Origin of the sequence: Mesorhizobium sp. M0136 (assembly GCF_040322515.1) — a bacterium.
In the GTDB taxonomy this organism is placed as follows: Bacteria; Pseudomonadota; Alphaproteobacteria; order Rhizobiales; family Rhizobiaceae; genus Mesorhizobium.
Map to the genome: position 1 here is coordinate 16,778 of NZ_JAMYTP010000038.1, position 21,336 is coordinate 38,113.

The 21,336-nt window shown below is 63.4% G+C and carries 19 protein-coding genes; 10 read left to right on the forward strand and 9 right to left on the reverse strand.

Annotated features, from left to right (window positions below; translation table 11 throughout):
• The first annotated feature begins 16 nt into the window (after positions 1-16).
• Entirely contained in the window at positions 17-1,165 is a 1,149-nt protein-coding gene (locus tag NKJ35_RS28815; protein WP_254816504.1) for a citrate synthase, read from the forward strand.
• Between the two features lie 42 nt (positions 1,166-1,207).
• Here the strand turns inward: NKJ35_RS28815 and NKJ35_RS28820 are convergent, their stop codons facing one another.
• Positions 1,208-1,861, reverse strand: coding sequence for a TetR/AcrR family transcriptional regulator (locus NKJ35_RS28820; RefSeq protein ID WP_352650949.1), 654 nt, complete (start codon positions 1,859-1,861; stop codon positions 1,208-1,210).
• Positions 1,862-1,962: 101 nt separating this feature from the next.
• Here NKJ35_RS28820 and NKJ35_RS28825 point away from each other — a divergent pair, with 101 nt between their 5' ends.
• Positions 1,963-2,409, forward strand: coding sequence for a hypothetical protein (locus NKJ35_RS28825; RefSeq protein WP_352650951.1), 447 nt, complete (start codon positions 1,963-1,965; stop codon positions 2,407-2,409).
• 109 nt (positions 2,410-2,518) lie between these two features.
• Here the strand turns inward: NKJ35_RS28825 and phaR are convergent, their stop codons facing one another.
• Positions 2,519-3,127 (reverse strand): polyhydroxyalkanoate synthesis repressor PhaR, encoded by a 609-nt coding sequence (gene phaR, locus NKJ35_RS28830; RefSeq protein WP_352650952.1) that lies wholly within the window; start codon positions 3,125-3,127, stop codon positions 2,519-2,521.
• A 278-nt stretch (positions 3,128-3,405) separates the two neighbouring features.
• On the opposite strand from phaR, the gene NKJ35_RS28835 reads away from it, so the two are divergent.
• Complete coding sequence (locus NKJ35_RS28835; protein WP_352650953.1) at positions 3,406-4,590, forward strand: acetyl-CoA C-acetyltransferase; 1,185 nt, start codon at positions 3,406-3,408, stop codon at positions 4,588-4,590.
• Positions 4,591-4,694: 104 nt separating this feature from the next.
• Entirely contained in the window at positions 4,695-5,420 is a 726-nt protein-coding gene (gene phbB / locus NKJ35_RS28840; protein WP_352504974.1) for an acetoacetyl-CoA reductase, read from the forward strand.
• 65 nt (positions 5,421-5,485) lie between these two features.
• Here phbB and NKJ35_RS28845 read toward each other — a convergent pair whose 3' ends face one another.
• Entirely contained in the window at positions 5,486-6,736 is a 1,251-nt protein-coding gene (locus NKJ35_RS28845) for an FAD-dependent monooxygenase (protein ID WP_352650955.1), read from the reverse strand.
• Here NKJ35_RS28845 and NKJ35_RS28850 point away from each other — a divergent pair.
• The 5 genes from NKJ35_RS28850 (at position 6,672) to NKJ35_RS28870 (ending at position 13,338) form a co-directional block, all read left to right on the forward strand.
• A complete protein-coding gene (locus NKJ35_RS28850) occupies positions 6,672-7,403 on the forward strand; it encodes a TetR/AcrR family transcriptional regulator (RefSeq protein WP_352650957.1) in 732 nt (243 codons plus the stop codon). The genes NKJ35_RS28845 and NKJ35_RS28850 overlap by 65 nt on opposite strands.
• 700 nt (positions 7,404-8,103) lie before the next feature.
• Positions 8,104-11,502 carry a helicase-related protein gene (locus tag NKJ35_RS28855; protein WP_352650959.1) on the forward strand — a complete coding sequence of 1,133 codons (3,399 nt, stop codon included), beginning with the start codon at positions 8,104-8,106 and terminating at the stop codon, positions 11,500-11,502.
• 12 nt (positions 11,503-11,514) lie between these two features.
• Positions 11,515-11,901 carry an RNA-binding S4 domain-containing protein gene (locus NKJ35_RS28860; RefSeq protein WP_352650961.1) on the forward strand — a complete coding sequence of 129 codons (387 nt, stop codon included), beginning with the start codon at positions 11,515-11,517 and terminating at the stop codon, positions 11,899-11,901.
• 148 nt (positions 11,902-12,049) lie between these two features.
• Positions 12,050-12,388, forward strand: coding sequence for a ferredoxin FdxA (gene fdxA, locus NKJ35_RS28865; protein WP_254816494.1), 339 nt, complete (start codon positions 12,050-12,052; stop codon positions 12,386-12,388).
• Between the two features lie 368 nt (positions 12,389-12,756).
• Positions 12,757-13,338, forward strand: a complete 582-nt coding sequence (locus NKJ35_RS28870) for a CarD family transcriptional regulator (RefSeq protein ID WP_006327799.1) — start codon at positions 12,757-12,759, stop codon at positions 13,336-13,338.
• 74 nt (positions 13,339-13,412) lie between these two features.
• Here the strand turns inward: NKJ35_RS28870 and NKJ35_RS28875 are convergent, their stop codons facing one another.
• From NKJ35_RS28875 to NKJ35_RS28885, 3 genes are all read right to left on the reverse strand, one after another.
• Entirely contained in the window at positions 13,413-14,186 is a 774-nt protein-coding gene (locus NKJ35_RS28875) for an amino acid ABC transporter ATP-binding protein (protein WP_254816493.1), read from the reverse strand.
• Entirely contained in the window at positions 14,183-14,863 is a 681-nt protein-coding gene (locus NKJ35_RS28880) for an ABC transporter permease subunit (RefSeq protein ID WP_023721020.1), read from the reverse strand. Before NKJ35_RS28880 ends, NKJ35_RS28875 begins: the two co-directional genes overlap by 4 nt.
• Positions 14,864-14,985: 122 nt before the next feature.
• On the reverse strand, positions 14,986-15,759 hold the full coding sequence (locus tag NKJ35_RS28885; protein ID WP_352454874.1) for an amino acid ABC transporter substrate-binding protein: 774 nt from the start codon (positions 15,757-15,759) through the stop codon (positions 14,986-14,988).
• A 325-nt stretch (positions 15,760-16,084) separates the two neighbouring features.
• Here NKJ35_RS28885 and NKJ35_RS28890 point away from each other — a divergent pair, with 325 nt between their 5' ends.
• Positions 16,085-16,942 carry an RNA polymerase factor sigma-32 gene (locus tag NKJ35_RS28890; protein ID WP_254816490.1) on the forward strand — a complete coding sequence of 286 codons (858 nt, stop codon included), beginning with the start codon at positions 16,085-16,087 and terminating at the stop codon, positions 16,940-16,942.
• A 13-nt stretch (positions 16,943-16,955) separates the two neighbouring features.
• On the opposite strand, the gene NKJ35_RS28895 is transcribed toward NKJ35_RS28890, so the two are convergent.
• The 3 genes from NKJ35_RS28895 to thiP all read right to left on the reverse strand — a co-directional run bounded on the left by NKJ35_RS28895 (position 16,956) and on the right by thiP (position 21,087).
• Entirely contained in the window at positions 16,956-18,425 is a 1,470-nt protein-coding gene (locus NKJ35_RS28895) for a M48 family metalloprotease (protein ID WP_352476125.1), read from the reverse strand.
• Between the two features lie 254 nt (positions 18,426-18,679).
• Positions 18,680-19,471, reverse strand: coding sequence for a thiamine ABC transporter ATP-binding protein (thiQ, locus tag NKJ35_RS28900; protein WP_352650964.1), 792 nt, complete (start codon positions 19,469-19,471; stop codon positions 18,680-18,682).
• Positions 19,468-21,087, reverse strand: a complete 1,620-nt coding sequence (gene thiP / locus NKJ35_RS28905; protein ID WP_352650966.1) for a thiamine/thiamine pyrophosphate ABC transporter permease — start codon at positions 21,085-21,087, stop codon at positions 19,468-19,470. The genes thiQ and thiP overlap by 4 nt, the downstream gene beginning before the upstream one ends.
• Between the last annotated feature and the right edge of the window lie 249 nt (positions 21,088-21,336).

The window sequence follows — 21,336 nt, forward strand, 5'->3', positions numbered from 1 at the left end:
ACATGACAGGACTGACATGACGGAGTGGCTGACGCGGGACGAGGCCCTGGAGCGTCTCAAGGTGCGCGCCCAGACGCTCTATGCCTATGTCAGCCGCGGGCGCATCGGCATGCGGCCGGACCGGGCGGATCCACGCCGTAGCCAGTATCGCGCCGACGACATCGCGGCGCTGGCGAGCCGCCGGGCGCGCGGCCGAAATCCCCAGGCCATCGCCGAAAGTGCAATTGCCTGGGGTGAGCCGGCGATCGCCACCACGATCTCGACCGTTTTGCACGGCCGCCTCGTCTATCGCGGCCAGGATGCGGTTGCACTCTGCGAGGCTGCCACACTGGAGCAGACGGCAAACCTGCTTTGGGCATCTGACGCACCAGTGTCGTTTGTCTCGGCGAGCCGCCACGGCAACGGCGCAACTGGCCGGCCAGCCGCCTTCGTGGAATTGGCCGCGTTGGCGGCCAAGGGCCGGCCTTCGCTCGGCCGCCGATCAGCTTCGCTCAACCACGATGCGGCCGGCGCCATCGCCGCCCTGGCCCAGGCGCTCGGCGCGATTCCCGGAACCGGTGCCGTGCACGAAAGGCTGGCGCGGGGATGGTCGCTCGATGCGGCCGGCGCAGACTTGATCCGCCGCTCGCTCGTACTGTTGGCCGATCACGAATTGAACGCATCGACCTTCGCCGCACGGGTCGCCGCGTCCACCGGCGCACCTGTTTCGGCCTGCCTGCTTGCCGGCCTCGCCACGCTCTCCGGTCCGCGCCATGGCGCCGCCGCGGAGGCCGTCATGATATTGGGTGAGGATGCGCAGAGATTGGGGCCGGAGGCGGCCGTCGGACGCTGGCTCGGTCACGACATGCCACTGCCCGGATTTGGCCATCCGCTTTATCCCGAAGGCGATCCGCGCGCCGAACCTTTGCTGGCCGCTATCGATGTCGATGATGGGCTGCTGCGGCTTTGCGATGCGGCCTTTGCGGCAACGGGCATGCGCCCGAACGTCGATTTCGCCTTGGCTGCGCTGACGCGCAGCCTCCGCTTGCCGTCCGATGCGCCGTTCCGTCTGTTTGCGCTCGGCCGCAGCGTCGGCTGGGCCGCGCATGCCGTGGAACAGGTGACAAGCAACGGCCTGATCCGGCCACGCGCCCGCTACCAGGGACCGCTGCCGGAGTTCCATTAGCTGGCGGCGCAATCCCGGGCCCTTTTTTGGGTGCTGGCGGATTTAAGCTTTAGATAGAATGGTCATACGGCTCATGAAAAGTCGGAGAGCCCGCTGCGCGGCCAGGGCTGGCGGCTCGGACGGATGCCATTCCCGGAAATGACCATCGAGCGCCATGCGTGCCAACCCATACACGAGTGCACGCGCGGCAAGCACAAGATGATCAAAGTCGATGTCGGGAGCAAGCCGACCGTGTTGTTGCGCTTGCGTCAGCAAGTCGATCATCCTCCGCCGAATAGCCTCATTCTGATGACGAAGGCTGTCCGACGCTTCAAAATCAATTAGTGTTCTGGAACTGATGATCTGGAAATGCGTGGGGTTGGTAATTGCCCATTCCAGATAGCCTTGTCCGATTGCTTCGAAAGCCTCAATGGGATCTGCGCTGCCGATTTTCGACTGCGCCTTGGCAACAGCCTCTGTCAGCCGATCCATGGCTTGTTCGGCGACCGCGGTTAGCAACGCTGTTTTCGATCGAAAATGCCGGAATGGTGCGCCGGGTGAAACGCCAGCACGTTTTGCGGCTTCGCGTACGGAGACATGCTCGGCTCCCCGTTCCTCGATGATCTCCACGGTTGCCGTGATCAAGGCCTCGACAAGATTGCCGTGATGGTATCGCTTGGCATGTCCGGCTTCGTCGGAATCAGTTGTCTTGGTCATCTCAGCCAAATAGCACGAGAGCGGAATGTAAACACTGATTATTTCCCTTGCGTTCGAGCCCTGCGTATGTAATCAATGTTTACATCGCAACGGAGGTTACCATGTTTCGCATCACCGCAACGACTGCCCTCGCTTTCTCCTTATTGTCGCTCGTGTCTGCCGAGGCCGAGGATCGGCCCACCCTGGAAATCGCCTGGCCGACCGCCGGTTCAGTTGTCGAACTGGGCAATGCTCCTGAGAAGGCGATAGGCGTCGTCGTCAGGAGCAACTTCAGGCTGCTCCCTGCGGGTGAGTGTGGGGAAATCAGCCAATGCGGCCACGTGCATATGAAGATCGATCCCGACGGAGACACCTGCAACATCCCCGGCAAGCCGTACAACAGCATGAACAGCGACTTTGGCGGTGACCTTATCAAGGCCCGTTTCGGCCATTGCCCGAATGCCGCCGGCAGACACGTAATCGGCGTGCTTCTTGCCGATGATCATCACCGGCCCATTCTAGTAGACGGCAAACCTGTTACCGCTCTGGTGACGGTGACCACGAAATAGAGCATGCCACGAGGCATAACATGGATGACATCTCCGCCTTTCGAGACGAAGATGTTTTATCACACGGTCTGCTGAAGGAAGTTTCGGCCGGCACTTCGCCAGCCGGCAATCAGGACATCGTGTCGAGCTTGCGCTGCATCGCGGCGATCTGCTCCTTCAGTTCCTGAAGGTCGTCGGGTTTTTCCGGTGTTTCCTTCCTGGCCGGTTCGGCCGGCGCTGCTGCCGGCGCAGAGCCCGCAGGCGGGAACGGTGTGAACAGCCGCATGGCGTTCTGGAACATTTCCATGTTGCGCCGCGCCTGCTCCTCCAGCACCTTGATCGGCGTGGCGATCTTCATCATGTCCATCGGCGACTTGCCGAGCGCATCTTTCATCTGCTCGCGAAAGCGTTCCTGCTCCTTAGAGAAGGCCAGCATCGACTGCTCGAGAAAGCTCGGCACGATCATCTGCATCTGGTCGCCGTAATAGGCGATGAGCTGACGGAGGAACGGGATCGGCAGCATGTTCTGCCCGTCCTTGTTCTCCAGCTCGAAGATGATCTGGGTCAGCACCGGATGCGTGATGTCGTCACCGGTCTTGGCGTCCTGGACAGTAAAGTCCTCGCCTTTTTTGACCATTTCAGCGAGATCCTCGAGCGTCACATAGGTGCTGGTGCCCGTATTGTAGAGACGGCGATTGGCATATTTCTTGATAACAATAGGTTCGTCTTTTGCGGCCATCTGCATCCTCCCCGGACACCGGGCAGCTTAAGTAAGCCGCCGGTAACGATTGCGCCTTTTTAAAGGATATGCGCAAAAGTGTCATGAATCCAAGCAGTTTGTGCAGTGCGGGAACATTTTATGCTGCGCAGCACGGACGGGCCGCCGTTGCAGCGACGGGCGGGCTGCTTGCGGCAGTCGGACGCCATGCCCATTTCGGGTTTGACTCGGGTTGTGGAAAGGGCAAGAAAAGTCCCCGACGGCACCCGAAATCGTTCCCCGAAAGCCTGGAGAAGAACATGTCCGCTTCCAACGCCATCGTTGTCGCCAGTGCAGCGCGCACGCCTGTCGGCTCCTTCAACGGCGCCTTCGCCAACACGCCAGCCCATGAATTGGGTGCGGTCGCCGTCAGGGAAGCGCTTGTCCGTGCCGGCGTCGAGGGCAAGGAGGTGGACGAGGTCATTCTCGGCCAGATCCTGACCGCGGCCCAAGGGCAGAACCCGGCGCGGCAGGCGGCTATGGCCGCCGGCGTGCCGCAGGAGGCTACCTCCTGGGGCCTGAACCAGCTTTGTGGCTCGGGCTTGCGGGCCATCGCGCTCGGCATGCAACAGATCGCCCAGGGCGACGCGAGGATCATCGTTGCCGGCGGCCAGGAATCGATGTCGATGGCTCCGCATGCGCAACATCTGCGCGGTGGCGTCAAGATGGGCGACTTCAAGCTGATCGACACCATGATCAAGGACGGCCTGACCGATGCCTTCTACGGCTATCATATGGGCAACACCGCGGAGAACGTCGCTCGCCAGTTCCAGATTACCCGCGACGACCAGGACCAGTTCGCACTGGCTTCCCAGAACAAGGCCGAGGCCGCGCAGAAAGCCGGAAAATTCAAGGACGAGATCGTTGCCTTCACAGTCAAGGGCAGGAAGGGCGACACCGTCGTCGACCAGGATGAATACATCCGCCACGGCGCCACAATCGATGCCATGACCAAACTCAAGCCGGCGTTCGACAAGGAAGGCACGGTAACAGCAGCCAATGCCTCGGGCATCAACGACGGCGCCGCAGCCGTGGTGCTGATGACCGAAGCGGAAGCCGCAAGGCGCGGCATCACACCTCTGGTGCGTATCGTTTCCTGGGCGACCGCCGGCGTCGACCCGCAAATCATGGGGACGGGACCGATCCCCTCCTCGCGCAAGGCGCTGGCCAAGGCCGGCTGGTCGGTCGGCGACCTCGATTTGGTCGAAGCCAACGAGGCCTTCGCCGCGCAGGCCTGCGCCGTCAACAAGGACATGGGCTGGGACCCGTCGATCGTCAACGTCAATGGCGGCGCCATCGCCATCGGCCATCCGGTCGGCGCCTCGGGCGCCCGCATTTTCAACACGCTGGTCTACGAGATGCGCCGCAGAAGTGCCAAGAAAGGTCTTGCCACGCTGTGCATCGGCGGCGGTATGGGCGTTGCCATGTGCGTGGAAGCATTGTGATGAGATAGGCGATACGAGTAGGATACTGGCGCAAAGCGAGTAGGGAATAGAGGGCAAACCCCACCGCTTCAACGCGCAGTCATCTGCATTTCCCGGGAGGACACATGACAAAGGTTGCAATCGTCACAGGCGGGTCGCGCGGCATCGGCGCGGCGATATCGGTCGCCTTGAAAAGCGCCGGCTATTCGGTGGCCGCGAACTACGCGGGCAATGAGGATGCGGCGGCAAAGTTCAAGGCAGCAACCGGCATCCCGGTCTATAAATGGTCGGTCGCCGACTATGAAGCCTGCACTGCCGGCATCAAACAGATAGAGGCCGATCTCGGTCCCGTCTCGGTGCTGGTCAACAATGCCGGCATCACCCGCGACGCGATGTTCCACAAGATGACGCGCGAGCAATGGAAAGAGGTCCTCGACACCAATCTTTCCGGCGTCTTCAACATGACGCATCCGTTGTGGGGTGGAATGCGCGACCGCAAGTTCGGCCGCATCATCACCATCTCCTCGATCAACGGCCAGAAAGGCCAGGTCGGCCAGGTCAATTATTCGGCTTCGAAGGCCGGCGACATCGGCTTCACCAAGGCACTGGCCCAGGAAGGCGCGCGCGCCGGCATCACAGTCAACGTCATCTGCCCCGGCTATATCGCCACCGAGATGGTCAAGGCGATGGACGAGAAGGTGCTCAACGAGCGTGTCATCCCGCACATCCCGGTCGGCCGTCTCGGCGAGCCGGAGGAGATCGCGCGCTGCGTCGTCTTCCTCGCGTCCGACGACGCCGGTTTCATCACCGGCTCGACCATATCAGCCAATGGCGGGCAGTACATCAGCTGAGGCTTGGGATGTCGCGGATGCCCCCGTACCGGCCCGACAGCAGGTACGGGCAGATAACCGGGCTGTCACGCGGCAAGCTTCAGCGCTGGGCTGGCTTCAGGCTGGGTTCGGGTAATTGAACCTGCCTCCCGCGCGGGTGCCGGCAGACGGGCAAGCGGCGCCCGACTGAGGCCCGACAGCTTCAATGCGATGCGGCGCTTCAGGAGTGGTGTGAGGTTCAGCACCGATAGTACGAGGTTGCGAACGAACCGCTTCACCGGACTGCGGGTAAGCGCCATGACGGTCATCATGCCAGCCAGGTCAAGCACCTCTTGGGCTGCCGGGCGTCGCAGCGTTTCATAGAGTTCGAGCTCCGCTTCGGGGCGCACGCCGTTCACCACGTCGCCAAGCAATTGGCCAAGCACGACCGCGTCGACGATGCCGGTATTCATGCCTTGCCCTCCCGCCGGACTGTGCACGTGCGCGGCATCGCCCATCAGGAACAACCGGCCCTTGCGGTATGACCGGACCAGGCGGTGATGCACGCGAAACCGCGAGCTCCACGACAGGTCGAGCACGCGGGTTCTTTCTTTGCTCGGTCCACGGCTGTCGAGCAGCACCTGTATGTCTGCGACTGCGGGTTTTTCCGGTGCATCGTCCATTGTCGCGACGACGCGGTACGATCCATCTGGGAGCGGCGCCACCACCACCAGTCCGGCTGGCGCAAAGAACAGCGACACTTCGGTTGGCCCAACCGGCCAGTCGAGACGAACGTCGGCGAGAACGAACGACGCCTCATAGGCCGCGCCGTCGAACTCGATGCTGGCCGAGTTGCGCACCAGGCTGTGCATGCCGTCGCCGCCAACGACGTAATGTGTCGATATGATCTTCTCGCGGCCGTTTTCGACCACCGTCACGCGCGCACCGTCAGTGTCCTGAACCACCGCTTTGGCCTCGACCATGCGGTGGATCACGCCGCCCAGGGCCGTAATCCGCTCAGCAAACACCTGCTCGGTGAGATTCTGAGGCAGCATCATCAGATAGGGATGCCTCGACGGAAGCTTTCCGAAATCGAGCTTGAGCAGTGTCCGGTTGCGGTCGCGGATGGCGAAATTATGCAGCTTCAGGGCAAGTTCGCTCAGCCGCTGCGTGACGCCCAGCGGCTCCAGCGCTTCCAGCGTATGAGCGTGGATGACGCCGGCCCGCGAGGTCTGAAGGCCCTCCCCAAGCCTGTCGATCAGAATATGGTCGACCCCGGCCTGGTGCAGCACGATGGACAGCGCCAAGCCGGTCGGGCCGGCGCCGATAATCAGGACTTCCGTTGCATCAGGCAACATTTTCGCTCTCCATTTATCAACACATGTTGACTTTCTAGCCGAAGCCATTGCATTTGTCAACAGCCGTTGGCATATGGATTTCATGAGCGAGAATCAGCAGAAGAAAACCAGCAAGTCGGACCGCACCCGCGCCCAGATCCTCGAAGCCGCGAGGCTGCTGTTCGCCAAGCACGGCTATGACGGCGCCTCCATCCGCGACGTCGCCGCCCATGCCTCGATCGATCCGGCCATGGTGATCCGCTATTTCCGCAGCAAGGACGAGCTATTCGCCAGAGCGGCGGTCGTCGACCTGAAATTGCCGGCACTGCGGGTGATCGATCGAACCGCCATCGGCAAGACACTGATCAGGCGATTTCTCGAAATCTGGGAATATCCGGCCAACGGTACCGGCATGGCAATTCTGCTGCGGTCGGCGACGTCGAACGAATTCGCCGCCGAAAAGTTGCGCGATGTATTTGCCAACCAGGTGAGGCCACTGGTTGCGGCGGTCGCTGATCCCGCCGATGCGGGCCGGCGGGCCGGGCTCATTTCCAGCCAGCTGCTGGGTTTGGCGATGTGCCGTTACCTGCTGCGCCTACCACCGGTCGTCGCCCTGTCTCACGACGAAATCATCCAGACCGTCGGCCCTACATTGCAGCGCTATGCCGTCGGAGAGGATGTGCCTTGAACAAGCCGTTCAGCGTGGGGCCGAGTCTGAGCCTCATGCGGCAAGTGCGCCGACCGATGGCCATGACGCCGGTGTGTGCCGAACCAGCACGCAAAGGTTAATGGCCGCTGCGCAGCCTGTGCAAAAACCGCCCGGCTGCCTGTGGATTCTCGGTGGAGAAGCTGTTCACAACACAACATGTTGCGGTGAACAAACCAAGAAACTTCGGCTATCTCTGATTCGTCGCCGATTCGTTCCGGCTTTGAGCGGAACGTTAACGACGAGAGCTGAAAACTCCCTCGAAATGATTAAGGCGCGTTAGGAAACATCAATAATTTCATAATGTTGTGCGAAGCAGATTGGCCACCCACGACCATTCACCGGCAAAGGTTAACCATGGTGCTCGCCTGGATGCCGCTTGCATGAATCGGGCCAGTTCCCGTGATTCAGCATGTGGTGAGGTATGCCGGCAGAAAACCCAGATGTAGCCGTGAACAAAACCTGAATCGGCGAGAGTCAGTGATTCGTCGCTGATTCGTTCCAGACTCGTTCCAACTGTTAATCGGGAACAGATTTTCTGGCTTTGAAGCGACCAATCGGCCTGCCCTCGGCACATTCCGCTTTCGCTTCGCGCCCGAAATCCCTATGTGTCGCCTGTCATACGCGGCCAATATGGGCGCGCTCCCGACAATGCGAGGCGGAGAGCCTTATTTCCAGGCCGATGAACATCCATCCGAAACACACTGAACCGCTGATCCTGACCGGCCGGGACGTGACGGCCGTGCTCGGCCCGACCAACACCGGCAAGACCCATCTCGCCATCGAACGCATGGTGGCGCATGAAAGCGGCGTCATCGGCCTGCCGCTCAGGCTGCTTGCCCGCGAGGTCTATGCGCGCGTCTGCGAGAAGGTCGGCGCCCATAAGGTTGCGCTCATCACCGGCGAGGAAAAGATCCAGCCGGCTGGCGCGAAATACTCGGTCTGCACGGTGGAAGCGATGCCGCGCGAGACCGACGCCGCCTTCGTTGCCATCGACGAGGTCCAGCTCGCCGGCGATCTCGAACGCGGCCACATCTTTACCGATCGCATCCTGCATCTGCGCGGCCGCCAGGAGACGCTGCTGCTTGGCGCGGCCACCATGCACGGCATCCTGCAGCGCCTGCTGCGGGGCGTGTCGGTGGTGACCCGGCCACGGCTGTCGCATCTTGCTTATGCCGGCTCGAAGAAGCTGACCCGCCTGCCGCGGCGCACCGCGATCGTCGCCTTCTCGGCCGACGAGGTCTATGCCATTGCCGAGCTGATCCGCCGCCAGCAAGGCGGTGCCGCCGTCGTGCTCGGCGCACTCAGCCCGCGCACCCGCAACGCCCAGGTGGCGCTGTTCCAGTCGGGTGACGTCGACTACCTCGTCGCAACCGACGCCATCGGCATGGGCCTCAACCTCGACCTCGACCACGTCGCCTTCGCCCAGAACCGTAAATTCGACGGCTACCAGTACCGCAACCTGACAGCGGCCGAGCTCGGCCAGATTGCCGGCCGCGCCGGCCGGCATCTGCGCGACGGCACCTTCGGCGTCACCGGCCAGGTCGATCCGCTGGATGAGGAACTGGTCAAGAAGATCGAGGCGCATGATTTCGACCCGGTGAAAGTGCTGCAGTGGCGCACCGCGCATTTCGATTTCGCCAACCTCGATGCGCTGAAGCGCTCGATCGAGACCAACGCCCCGGTCGAAGGCCTGACGCGCGCGCTGCCGGCCGTGGACGCGCAGGCGCTCGAGCATCTGTCGCGCGACGAGGATGTCCGGGCACTCACCACCGATGCCAGACGCGTGGCGCTGCTGTGGGAAGCCTGCGCGCTGCCCGACTACAGGAAGATCGCGCCGGCCCAGCACGCCGACTTGATCGCCTCTATTTACATGGACCTTGCCAGGCATGGCCATGTCGACGAGAACTACATGGCCGAGCAGGTGCGCCGTGCCGACTCCACCGAAGGCGACATCGACACGCTGTCGCACCGGATTGCCCAGATCCGCACATGGACCTTCGTTTCCAACCGACCCGGGTGGCTGGCCGATCGGGCACACTGGCAGGAAAAGACGCGCGAAATCGAAGACAGATTGTCGGATGCGCTGCATGAGCGGTTGACGAAACGTTTTGTAGACCGCAGGACTTCCGTCCTCATGCGGCGCCTTAGAGAAAACACGATGCCTGAAGCCGAAATCAGCCCAACCGGAACCGTCCTCGTCGAAGGCCATCATGTCGGCGAGCTGCAGGGTTTCCGCTTTACCGCCGACCAGAGCGCCGGCGGCGAGGATGCCAAGGCGGTGCGGGCGGCGGCGCAGAAGGCGCTTGCCGCCGAGTTCGAGGCGCGGGCCGAGCGCTTCGGCGCCTCTGCCAATGGCGACATCGCCCTGGGTTCGGATGGCACGCTGCGCTGGATCGGCGCGCCGATCGGCACGCTGGTCGCCGGCGAAGACGCTTTGAAGCCGCGTCTCGTCCTGCTGGCCGACGAGCAGCTCACCGGTCCGGCCCGCGACAAGGTTGCGGCGCGCGCCGAGCGCTTCGTCAATTTCCAGATCGAATCCCTGCTGAAGCCGCTGGTCGACCTCAAGAATGCCGAGCAGATCTCCGGCATCGGCCGCGGCATCGCTTTCCAGCTTGTCGAGCATTTCGGCCTCATCAATCGTCGCGACATCGCCGACGAGATGAAGTCGCTCGACCAGGAAGGCCGCGCGGCGCTTCGCCGCCTCGGCGTGCGCTTCGGCGCCTACCATGTCTTTGTGCCGGCACTGATCAAGCCGGCGCCGGCCGGGTTGATCACGCTGCTGTGGGCGCTGAGAAACGACGGCAAGGACAAGCCCGGCTTCGGCGATGTCGTTCACGCACTGGCCTCCGGCCGCACCTCGGTGGTCATCGATCCGACCTTCGACAAGACCTTCTACAAGCTTGCCGGCTACCGCAATCTCGGCCGGCGTGCTGTACGCGTCGATATTCTCGAGCGGCTGGCCGACCTGATCCGACCGGCGACCAACTGGAAGCCGGGCCTCGGGCCTCGCCCCGATGGCGCCTATGACGGCCAGTCCTTCATGGTGACGCCGCCGATGATGTCGATCCTCGGCGCGACCGCCGACGACATGGAAGAAATCCTGAAGGGGCTCGGCTATCGCGCCGATGCCAAACCGGCGGCCGAGGTCAAGGCGCGGCTCGAAGCACAGGACAATGCCGCGCGCGAAGCGGCCGCTGCAAAGCAGGCGGCTGAAGACGCAACACGAGTCGAGCAGGCGAGGATGGCGGAAGCATCTGCCGCGGCAGAGCTGCCGGCGGAGGCTTCGGAACCCGTGTCGAATGCGGCTCCCGTTGCGGAGGCGGCGGCCGAAGCTGTAACCGAAGCGACGGCAGAGCCTGTCGCGGAAGCTCCAGCCCCTGAAGCTGCGGCAGAAGTCACGCAAGAGATCCTGCCCACCGCCGAAGCGGTTGCAGAACCAGCGGCCGAGCCAAGGGCGGCGGAACTTGGGGCGGAAACTGAGGCTATGGCACCGGCAGAGCCGCCGATCTTCGAAACGACGGAAGCATCGCCGGCCGAACCTGCAGCGACGGCGGAAGCAGTCGCCGACGACGCTGCCCCGGAGGCGGAGGAGCCAAAACCTATCCTGTTGTGGCGGCAGGGTCGTTTCGACCAGCGCCCGCGTCATCGCCAGCATGACAACCGCCCCCGGGACAATCAACGGGGCGCTCGCGCGCGCAATGGTCAAGCTGCGCCGGACAGTCGCAGCGATGCGCCGGTAGATGCGGGCGGGCAACCGACACCAGGCGACCGGGCCGCCCGTCAGGGGCGCCACGACCCGCGTGACGGCGCCGGCAAACCGCGCTTCGATCGCAGCAAGTTCAAGCCTAAACCGCAAGGCGAGGCTGGAGAGCAGCGCGCCGGCAAGCCACAAGGCGACCGCCCCGACCGGCGCGAAAACCGGCCCGACTGGAAGGCTGGCCGGCAGGACGGCAAAGGCAGCGCCCAAGGCGCAAAGCCCGCCTTCCAGTCGAAACCGCGTGAGGAACGCCCGGTCCGCTTCGACCCGGACTCGCCCTTCGCCAAGCTCGCCGCGTTGCGCGACCAGCTGAAGAAGTAAGCTGCTCGTCCAATGGTCACTGATGCCCGCCAGCGCATCGACAAGTGGCTGTTCTTCTCGCGCGCGGTAAAATCGCGCACGCTGGCAGCCAAGCTGGTCGTCGCCGGACGCGTCCGCATCAATCGCGACAAAGCAGCGCAGGCCTCCGATGCGGTCCGGCCGGGCGACGTTTTGACCATCACGCTGGAGCGGCGGATCTTCGTCTGGAAAGTCCTTGGCACCGGCGTACGGCGTGGCCCGGCCGAAGAGGCCCGCCTGCTCTACGAGGACATGTCGCCGCCCGCCACGCCCAAGGGCGAGGCGCTTCCGGATGCGGTGCCGCCGTTGCGCGAGGCCGGCAGCGGTCGCCCGACGAAGAAGGAACGCCGCCAGACCGACCACCTGCTCGGCGACGATTGAGCAAGGTCGAACGCCCGCTTTGCCGGCCTTCCGGAATTCCATTCCGGAAACCGCGGCACCGCTGGCAGGGGCCGCCCTTGCCACCAGCGGACAAAGGCGTTACCTCACCAAAAAAGCCCAACAAAATGGGACGTCCCGGAGCCGACCAATGACCTATGTCGTGACCGACAATTGCATAAAATGCAAATACATGGACTGCATCGAGGTCTGTCCGGTCGACTGCTTCTACGAAGGTGAGAACATGCTCGTCATCCACCCGGACGAGTGCATCGATTGCGGCGTCTGCGAACCGGAATGCCCGGCCGACGCGATCAAGCCCGATACCGAACCGGGCCTCGACAAATGGCTGCAGATCAACACCGAATATGCCGAGAAATGGCCCAACATCACCGCCAAGAAGGAGCCGCCGGCCGACGCTAAAACTTTCGATGGCGAAACTGGCAAGTTCGAGAAATATTTCTCCCCCGAGCCCGGCGAAGGCGACTGACGAGCCGGCCAGCTGCGGCGGCCTGACGCCGCTTAACAGACGTGATACATTAACTGCCTTGACAGGCGGCGACGGCGCGTGGCCTTCGCGCGTGCAGCAAAACCTTGATTCTTCCGACTTTTTGTGTTACATCAGCCAAACATGCCGGTGACACAACGTCGATTTATGGCGCAAACGCCCCAAATCACTGAAAGGTGAATTTCTCAATCCGGACCAGAGCGATCTGGGGCAGGCGGTCGCAATGTTGCGATTTGCCGGTCCTGGCCTTTCCGGTGAGTTCATCGTTGTGTGGCTAAGGACCGGTCACCCCGGTCGCACGAGTTCGGGCCGGCACGATGCCGGTACCACAACAAGGAGTTCAGGGCGTAATGGCAACGATCACCCCGCAGAAGAAGTCCACCGCAGCGCGCCACGGTTTCAAGACCGGCGAGTACATCGTCTATCCGGCGCATGGTGTCGGCCAGATCGTCTCGATCGATGAGCAGGAAGTCGCGGGCCACAAGCTGGAGCTGTTCGTCATCGACTTCCAGAAGGACAAGATGCGCCTCAAGGTGCCGGTCGCCAAGGCGACCTCGATCGGCATGCGCAAGCTGTCGGAAGAGGATTATGTCGAGCGCGCGCTGAAGGTCGTGCAGGGCCGCGCCCGCGTCAAGCGCACCATGTGGTCGCGCCGCGCCCAGGAATATGATGCCAAGATCAACTCCGGCGATCTGATCTCGATCTCGGAAGTGGTGCGTGACCTCTATCGCGCCGACAACCAGCCGGAGCAGTCCTATTCCGAGCGCCAGCTCTACGAGGCGGCCCTCGACCGCATGGCCCGCGAGATCGCGGCCGTCAACCGCATGTCGGAGACCGAAGCGGTTCGCCTCATCGAGGTGAACCTCAACAAGGGCCCCAAGCGCGGCGCCAAGGCAGACAACGAGGAAGCCGAGCAGGAAGAGGCTGCCTGAGCTTTTCGCCTTCGAATCAGAAAAACCCGGCCTCGCGCCGGGTTTTTTGTTTTGGCTGACCGGTAATGGCCATTCTAGCTCTTGCCGCCGCCTTCCCTTTCCGCCTCCTGCTTCAGCGTGGCGATGAACCGCTTGGTCCGCTGGCGCTCGGGGTTGCTGAACAGTACCGCGGCCGGCCCTTGTTCGACGATGTTGCCGGCATCGAGGAACACCACTTCCCGCGCGATCTTCGAGGCGAGCCGCAGATCATGCGTCGCCATCACCATTGTCGTGCCCTCGCTGGCGAGCTTGCCGAGCACGTCGACCACCTCCTGCGCCAGTTCCGGATCAAGTGCAGAGGTCGGCTCGTCGCAGAGCAGGACTTTCGGCGAAGGCGCCAGAGCCCGGGCAATCGCCACGCGCTGCTGCTGGCCGCCTGACAGCGTCGCCGGCCAGGCATCGGCCTTGTGCGCCATGCCGACCTTTTCGAGCAGGGCCAGCGCCCGTCCGCGCGCTCTTTCCTTGGGCCATTTCAGCACCGTCACCAGCCCCTCCATGATGTTCTCGATCGCAGTGCGATGCGGAAACAACTGGAAATTCTGGAACACCATGCCGGTCTGCAGCCGCAGTCGCTGGATATCCCTGGTCGAGACCCTGCCGCCGGGGTGGAATTCAAGTGCATCGTCGCCGATCCGTACCGTGCCTGAAGTCGGCAGCTCGAGCAGGTTGATGCAGCGCAAAAGCGTGCTCTTCCCTCCGCCCGACGGCCCGACAAGCGCCGTGACGCTGCCTTCCTCGATGGTGACGGTCACGCCCTTCAGCACCAAATTGTCGCCGAAACGCTTTTCGATGTTGGTGAGGCCGATCATGCGCGCGCCTCCAGGAAGCCGCCATAACGGTTGAGCCGCGTTTCCAGCCGCGCTTGCAAGGCCGACAGCACGGAGCTCATCACCAGATAGAGCGCCGCTGCTTCGACATAGAGGATCAGCGGCTCATAGGTGGTGGCGACGATGCGCTGCGCCGCCTGGAACATCTCCGGCACGGTGATAGCGGCGGCGAGCGAAGTGTCCTTGACCAGCGAGATGAAGGTGTTGGACAGCGGCGGCACGGCGACGCGCCCCGCCTGTGGAAGAATGGTGCGCCGCATTGCCTGGGCCCAGGTCATGCCGATCGAATAGGCCGCTTCCCACTGGCCCTTGGGCACCGAACCGATGACGGCGCGGATGATTTCCGACGAATATGCGCCGATGTTCAAGGTAAAGCCGATCAGTGCTGCCGGAAAGGCGTCGAGCAGGATGCCGACCGATGGCAGGCCGTAGAAGATGAGGAACAGTTGCACGAGAAGCGGCGTGCCGCGGAATATCCAGACGTAGAAGCGGACCACGGCGACCAGCGGTTTGGGACCGAACAGCCGGACAAGCGCCACAACCAGGCCTAGGACAAGACCGAATGCAAACGACAGCAGCGTCAACGGCACGGTGAAGATCAGTGCGGCCCACAGCAGCGTAGGCAGGGATTCCAGCATCAGTTGCAGCCAGTGCGGCACGAAGGCTCCTCCTTGCCAGATTGCCGTCGCTCACATCACGCGAAAGCGGCGGGCCGTCAAAAGACAGCTCGCCGCGATATGAACGACGCGGGCCAGCGTTCGGCCCACACGAGAAAGCCGTTTTACTTCGAAACGTCCTGGCCGAAATAGGTGTCGGCGATTTTCTTGTAGGTGCCGTCGGCCTTGATGTCAGCCAGCGCCTTATTGATGGCGGCCACCAGTTCCGGATCGCCCTTGCGCACGATGACGCCGGAATAGTCGGCGTTTTCCTCCTGCGCAGCAATCTTCACATTGGCGTCGGGCTTGTGCTTCTTGAAGTCGAGGAAGGACAGGCTGTCATTGATGGTGGCGTCGGCGCGGCCGGTAAGAAGAAGCTGGATCGACTGGTCGAAGCCGTCGGTGCCGACGAGTTCGGCGCCGTTGGTTTCAGCCAGCTTGCCGAAGTTCGAAGTCAGCGACTGCGCCGCCTTCTTGCCCTTGAGATCGGCGAAGCTCTTGATATCGGTGTTGTCGCCACGCACGATCAGCACCGCCTTGGAGGCGATGTAGGGATCCGAAAAGTCATATTTGGCCTTGCGCGCCTCGGTGATGCCGACCTCGTTGATGACGGCATCGTAGCGGTTGGCGTCGAGACCGGCGATCAGCCCGTCCCATTTGCCTTCGAGGAACTGGGCTTTGACGCCGAGGCGCTCGGCGATGGCCCGCGCGATCTCGACGTCGAAGCCGACGAGCGCGCCGGAAGCATCATGATAGGTGAAGGGCGCATAGGTTCCTTCCGTGCCGACCTTGAAGACGCCGGACTGCTTGATCTGGTCGAGATTGGCGCCGGCATGACCGGCGGCGATGGCCAGAACCTGCAGCGTTCCGGCGATAATAAGCGATTTGAGCCATTTCATTTTTCTGTGATCCCGTCCTTGACCGATGTCCGGCGTCATTGCGAGTGCCGGAAAATGACAGATGCGCGATGCCGGAATAAGAAACTAAATTTCAAAAATCTCGCGCCCTTGAAATCCAATTCTCAACCAGCAGTTCCCGGCGCCATCCGGCTGAGTCAAGGCCGGTGGCGAATCGCCTGGAACAGCGCAATCGACATGACAGTCCGGGGGAACATTCCCTCGCATGGCACGTTCTTCGCTGTTGTAGGGCGCGGCGCCGCCATTTCAACCATCGGCGCCAACTCACGATTCGATCGCACCGCAACGCCTGAAGCAGGAGCGCGGCATGATGGAAGACAGTGCAGGACGGACCATGGTTCGCGCGGCGATGAAAGCCCCTTATCTGGAACGTGACGAAGAGCATCTCCTGGCGCTGCGCTGGAAGGAAAACAATGACCAGCACGCGCTGCACCGCATCACCGTCGCGCATATGCGGCTGGTCATTTCCATGGCGTCGCGGTTTCGCCACTACGGCCTTCCGCTGGGCGACCTGATCCAGGAAGGCCATGTCGGGCTGCTGGAGGCCGCGGCCCGTTTCGAGCCCGAGCGCGAGGTGCGGTTCTCGACCTATGCGACATGGTGGATCCGCGCATCGATGCAGGACTATATCCTGCGCAACTGGTCGATCGTGCGCGGCGGCACCAGCTCCGCGCAAAAGGCGCTGTTCTTCAACCTGCGGCGTCTGCGTGCCCGCCTGGCAAACGGCGCCGAGCAGACGTCGAATGCCACGCTCTACCGCGAAGTGTCGGCGGCTCTCGGGGTATCGGAGGCCGATGTGGCGATGATGGATTCCCGCCTTTCGGCGCCGGACAGCTCGCTCAACACGCCGCTTGCCGACGATGCGGGCGCAACCGAGCGGATGGAGTTCCTGGTTTCGGATGACCCGCTACCCGATGAGGTCGTCGGCGATACGATCGACGTCGAACGCCGCTCGGTGTGGCTGAAGACGGCGCTCGGCGCTCTCAATGCGCGAGAACTCAGGATTATCGAGGAACGCCGGCTGAGCGACGAGGGCGCGACGCTCGAAGCGCTTGGCGAGACGCTCGGCATCTCCAAGGAACGTGTCCGGCAGATCGAGGCGCGCGCCATGGAAAAGCTCAAGGCCGCGCTGGTAAAGCAGAATCCGGAATTTCTCGCAGCCTGAATCGCGTCGGCTGCTATTTGTCGGTGACGATCTTAACCTTGTCGCCGGCCGAAACCGCAGCACCCGGCGAGAGCGCGTTGAGCACCCTGAACAAATCCAGCTTGCGGTCGACGCCGACCATCTGCGCGGCCAGCGAGCCCATTGTCTGGCCGGGCCGCACCGTGACGATGCGAATGCGCAGCGGCTTCAGCGCAGCCTTCTCGGCTGCACTCAGAATACGGAACGAGCCGCTGACCGAGCGCGCCACCGTGCCCAGCGAGGTGCTGGCCGACGGTGCAGCAGTCAGCAAGCGGTAGACTTGGCCGCCGGCGCGGATCACCGCAATATCGAATTGCCAGCCATCGGCGCCGGCATGCGCGGTCGCCGCTTCGTTGCCGTTGATCGTCTCCTGGCGCACGCTGCTGTCGTCGAGGCCGGCAACCCAGCCGCTGCGGATGTAGTCGGTCAGCGAGCGGTCCTTGTCGATCGAAACGCCGTCGAAGCGGATTGCCATGTCGCCCGGGCCTGTGGCCGTCACCGCCGCCGCCGAATTGTCGATGATGAAGCCGTTGGGCACCGAGAACGACACGCCGAGGCCAGGATGCAGGAAGGTTTCGCCGCGCACATAGCCTTCCTCCGGCGTGTCGCCGTAGAGCAGCCCGTCTATGCCGGCAAGGAATGAATCGCGGTCGCGCGACCCGACACCGGGCGCGCCGAACTGGCGGGCGTGGCGCTGCGCGAGATCGATACGCTGCGGCGTGTTGGGGTGCGTCGCCAGGAAGTCGAGGCTGGCGTCGGTGGCGCCGCTGATCGAGCGGAAATCGGTATAGGCCGACATCGACTGCAGGAAGCGGCCGGCGGCGTAGGGGTCGAAACCGGCTTCGCCGATCGACTTGATACCGATGGCATCGGCCTCCAGCTCCTGATTGCGCGAGAACTGGGCCAGCCTCAGCTTGCCGCGGATCAGCGCCGCCTTGGCCGTCGGGTTGTCGCCGAGCACGTCCGAAACGACCTTGGTCGCCAACCCCTCTTCGGCTTCCAGCTGCTGGCGCTGCAGACCATGATTGGCCGTAACGTGGCCCATCTCATGCGCAATGACGGCGGCAAGCTCGGCTGAATCGTTGGCCAACGCCAGCAGGCCGCGGGTGATGTAGAGATAGCCGCCCGGCAGCGCGAAGGCATTGACGTTGGGCGAGTTGAGGATGGTGATGCGGTAGGTCTGGGTCGGGTTGGCCGACACCACGGTCAGTCTGCCGACGACCTTGGCCACCATGCGCTCGAGCTTGGGGTCGGAATACTCGCCGCCATAGGTGGCGAGGATGCGCGGGTGCTGCGCCTTCGCCAGTTCGGCGAGCCTGCTGTTAGCGGCGACATTGTCGACCGTAATCGGCTTGTCGGAGGGCTGGAAGCCCGATTCCTGCACGTCGGGAGGCGTGAACATCTGGCAGCTTGCCAGCGCCACGGCAAGACCGGCCAGCGCCAGAAAGCGCGCCAGCGGTTTCACCCTCCGATTGTCGATGCCGGTCGGCAGGTCGGCTTCCTTTCAAGTCCTGGGACGTGACCGCGAAAATCGGGCGCGATTTCCGGAAAGCATCACGCGCAAAATCAAGTTCTACGGCGTCCTTCGTGCGTCCGACAGATACGAGGCAGCAAGGGCAAATCACGGTCCAGGCCGGACCAGCTCCTGGCGGACCTAGCCACACTACCTCGACCATGGCAAGCAAGCGCCGCTTCGCCTTCCTCCGGTTTGACCATAAATTATGTCCGCTTCCGGGCAACATCTCGTGATCCAGCCGCAAACGGACCCGAGCCGATATAGCGTCGGAATGCCTCCGGTCCAGCCCCAACGAAAAAATCGGCGGCGGTGCCGGTCGCGGCAACCGTGCCACCGTCCAGGAAAACCATGTTTTGGCCGATACGGCGCGCATCGTCCGGCTGGTGCGTGACGAATAGCACCGTCATGCGCTGCTCCGAATGGACGTCGGCCACCAGGTCGAGCATGTCGTCGCGCAGTGCCGGTCCGAGCGAAGCGAACGGCTCGTCGAGCAACAGCACCGGCCGGTCGCGCACTAAAACCCGGGCGAGCGCGACGCGCTGCCGCTCGCCGCCGGAGAGTTCGCGCGGCAGTCGGCTTTCCTTGCCGGCAAGGCCGACGCGCTTCAGCGCTGCGGCGACTGCGGCGCGGTCAGCCTCGCTCAGCCTGAGCGAAGGCGAGCGGCCAAGCCCGACATTCTGCTCGAGGGACAGATGGGCAAACAGGTTGTTTTCCTGGAACACCATCGATACCGGCCGCGCTGATGGCGGCGCAGTGCTGACGTCGGCGCCGCCGATGAGCACGCGGCCTGACCGTGGCGCCTCGAAACCGGCCACCAGATTGAGCAGTGTCGACTTTCCCGAACCGCTCGGCCCCATGATGGCGGTGATTTCCGACGCCGGGAAATCGACATGGAATATAAGCGGCGTTTCACCATAGCTGAACGAGACATTATCGAGCCGCACGGCCGCGCCTTTTTCCACCGAAATGGAGCGTTCCGGGCTGATCGGCATCATGATTTCTCCCTCCTTCCCATCCAGTCCGCGGTCAGCACCAGCGCCAGGCAGACAAGGCCGAGCAGCAGCGCCAGCCCGGCCGCATCCTCGGTGCGGTAACTGCCCATGCGGGCCAGCAGCAGGTAGGGCAAGGTTTGCACGGAATCGCTGCCGAACAGCGCAATGACGCCAAGATCGCCGAGCGACAGCGCCATGGCGAAAGCGAAGCCGGTGGCGAGCGGCCGCCGCAGCGACGGCCAGTCGACCAGCCGCAAGCGATTCCAGCCTGAGATGCCAAGCTGTGCGCAAAGCCGTTCGTGGCGTTCGCTCGCCGCGTCATAGGCAGGGCGGATGGCGCGGATGGCGAACGGCATCGCCATCACCGCATTGACCGCAACGACCATGACAGGGGCGATCGCAAAGACATCGCTGACGGTGCGCAGGAGCAGGAACCAACCGGCGCCGATGACGATGGGCGGCACCACCAGGACGAACCCCGCACCGGTGTCGGCCAGATGTTCGAGCACCGTCCGCCGGCCTGTCCGCCGGGTGAGCGCCAGCGCCCGGCGTGCCATGACCAGCGACAGCGACAGTGCCAGGGAGAGCAGCGCCGATAAGACGGACAGCACGGCACTGGTCGCCGTCGCTTGCCGCACCGCGCTCTCGCCGGCAAGGCGGCCGAGATCGGCGCCAAGCCCGGCCGCCAGCGTGGCCGCCATCGGCCCGGCGACAAATAGCAGTGCCAGCCCGATCACCAGCGCGTTCAGCACGGTCTCGGCCGCACCGGCTGAAAAATACCGGCGCGGCGCCACCGGCAGATTGGCGTCGCCGGTCATATTGGCGCCGAGCCGCGTCAAGGCCAGCACGACGACGAAGGTCAGGGCAATCTGCAGCAGGGTCAGCGTCACAGCCCGCGCCGGGTCGAAGTCGAAACGCAGCGCCTGGTAGATGGCAACCTCCAGCGTCGTCGCGCTGGGTCCGCCGCCGAGCGTAAGCACGATGGTGAAGGAGGTGATGCACAGCATGAAAACGAGCCCGGCAACGCCCGGCAAGGCCGCACGCAGCGGCGGCCATTCGATCAGCCGGAAGGCCGGCGCAGCACCCATGCCAAGCAGGCTCGCCAGCCGCCATTGGTCGGCCGGCACGGTCTGCAACGCCTCCAGGAACAGCCGCGTCGCCAGCGGCAGGTTGAAGAAGACATGGGCGACGAGTATGCCCGACAGGCCATAGATGCCGGGCCAGCTCTGGCCGCCTAGCGCGCCCAGCGTGCCGGCAAAATAGCCGGCGCGGCCATAGAGCGCCAAGACACCGAGTGCGGCAACAATGGCCGGCAGCGCCAGTGGCACGGCGAAAAGCTGCAGGATAAAGCCTCGCCCGAAAAACTGTGGATGCCGCGACAGGGCACGCGCGACGAACAGCGCTGGCGCTACGGAGAGCAGGGTCGACAGCAGAGCCTGCCAGAGCGTGAAACGGACGATACGCAAGAGATACGAATCGAAGGCGGAGGCGACACCGGACGGGTCGCGTGTGGCTTCGACGACGAGCCCGGTGAATGCACCGCCGATCAGCAACGCGACGGCGGCGAGCGCGACGATGCCGGCGGTGATGCGGGAGTCAGATGATGGTGCGCGTTGCACGCTAGACCACCAGATTCGAGATTCTTAGTGAGGATTGCGTTCCTTCGCGCCCCCCTCTGTCCTGCCGGACATCTCCCCCACAAGGGGTGAGATTGGCAGTTTCAGCGCTCCGCTCATTCCAGCAACATCGGCGACTGGCGAAAGCCGCCGTGCCCTCCCAAATACCCCCTTGTTGGGGTGATGTTCGGCAGGCCAGAGGGGGGCGCCGGAGAGCGATAATCTTCGATCCATAGGCCAACCAACTTTCAA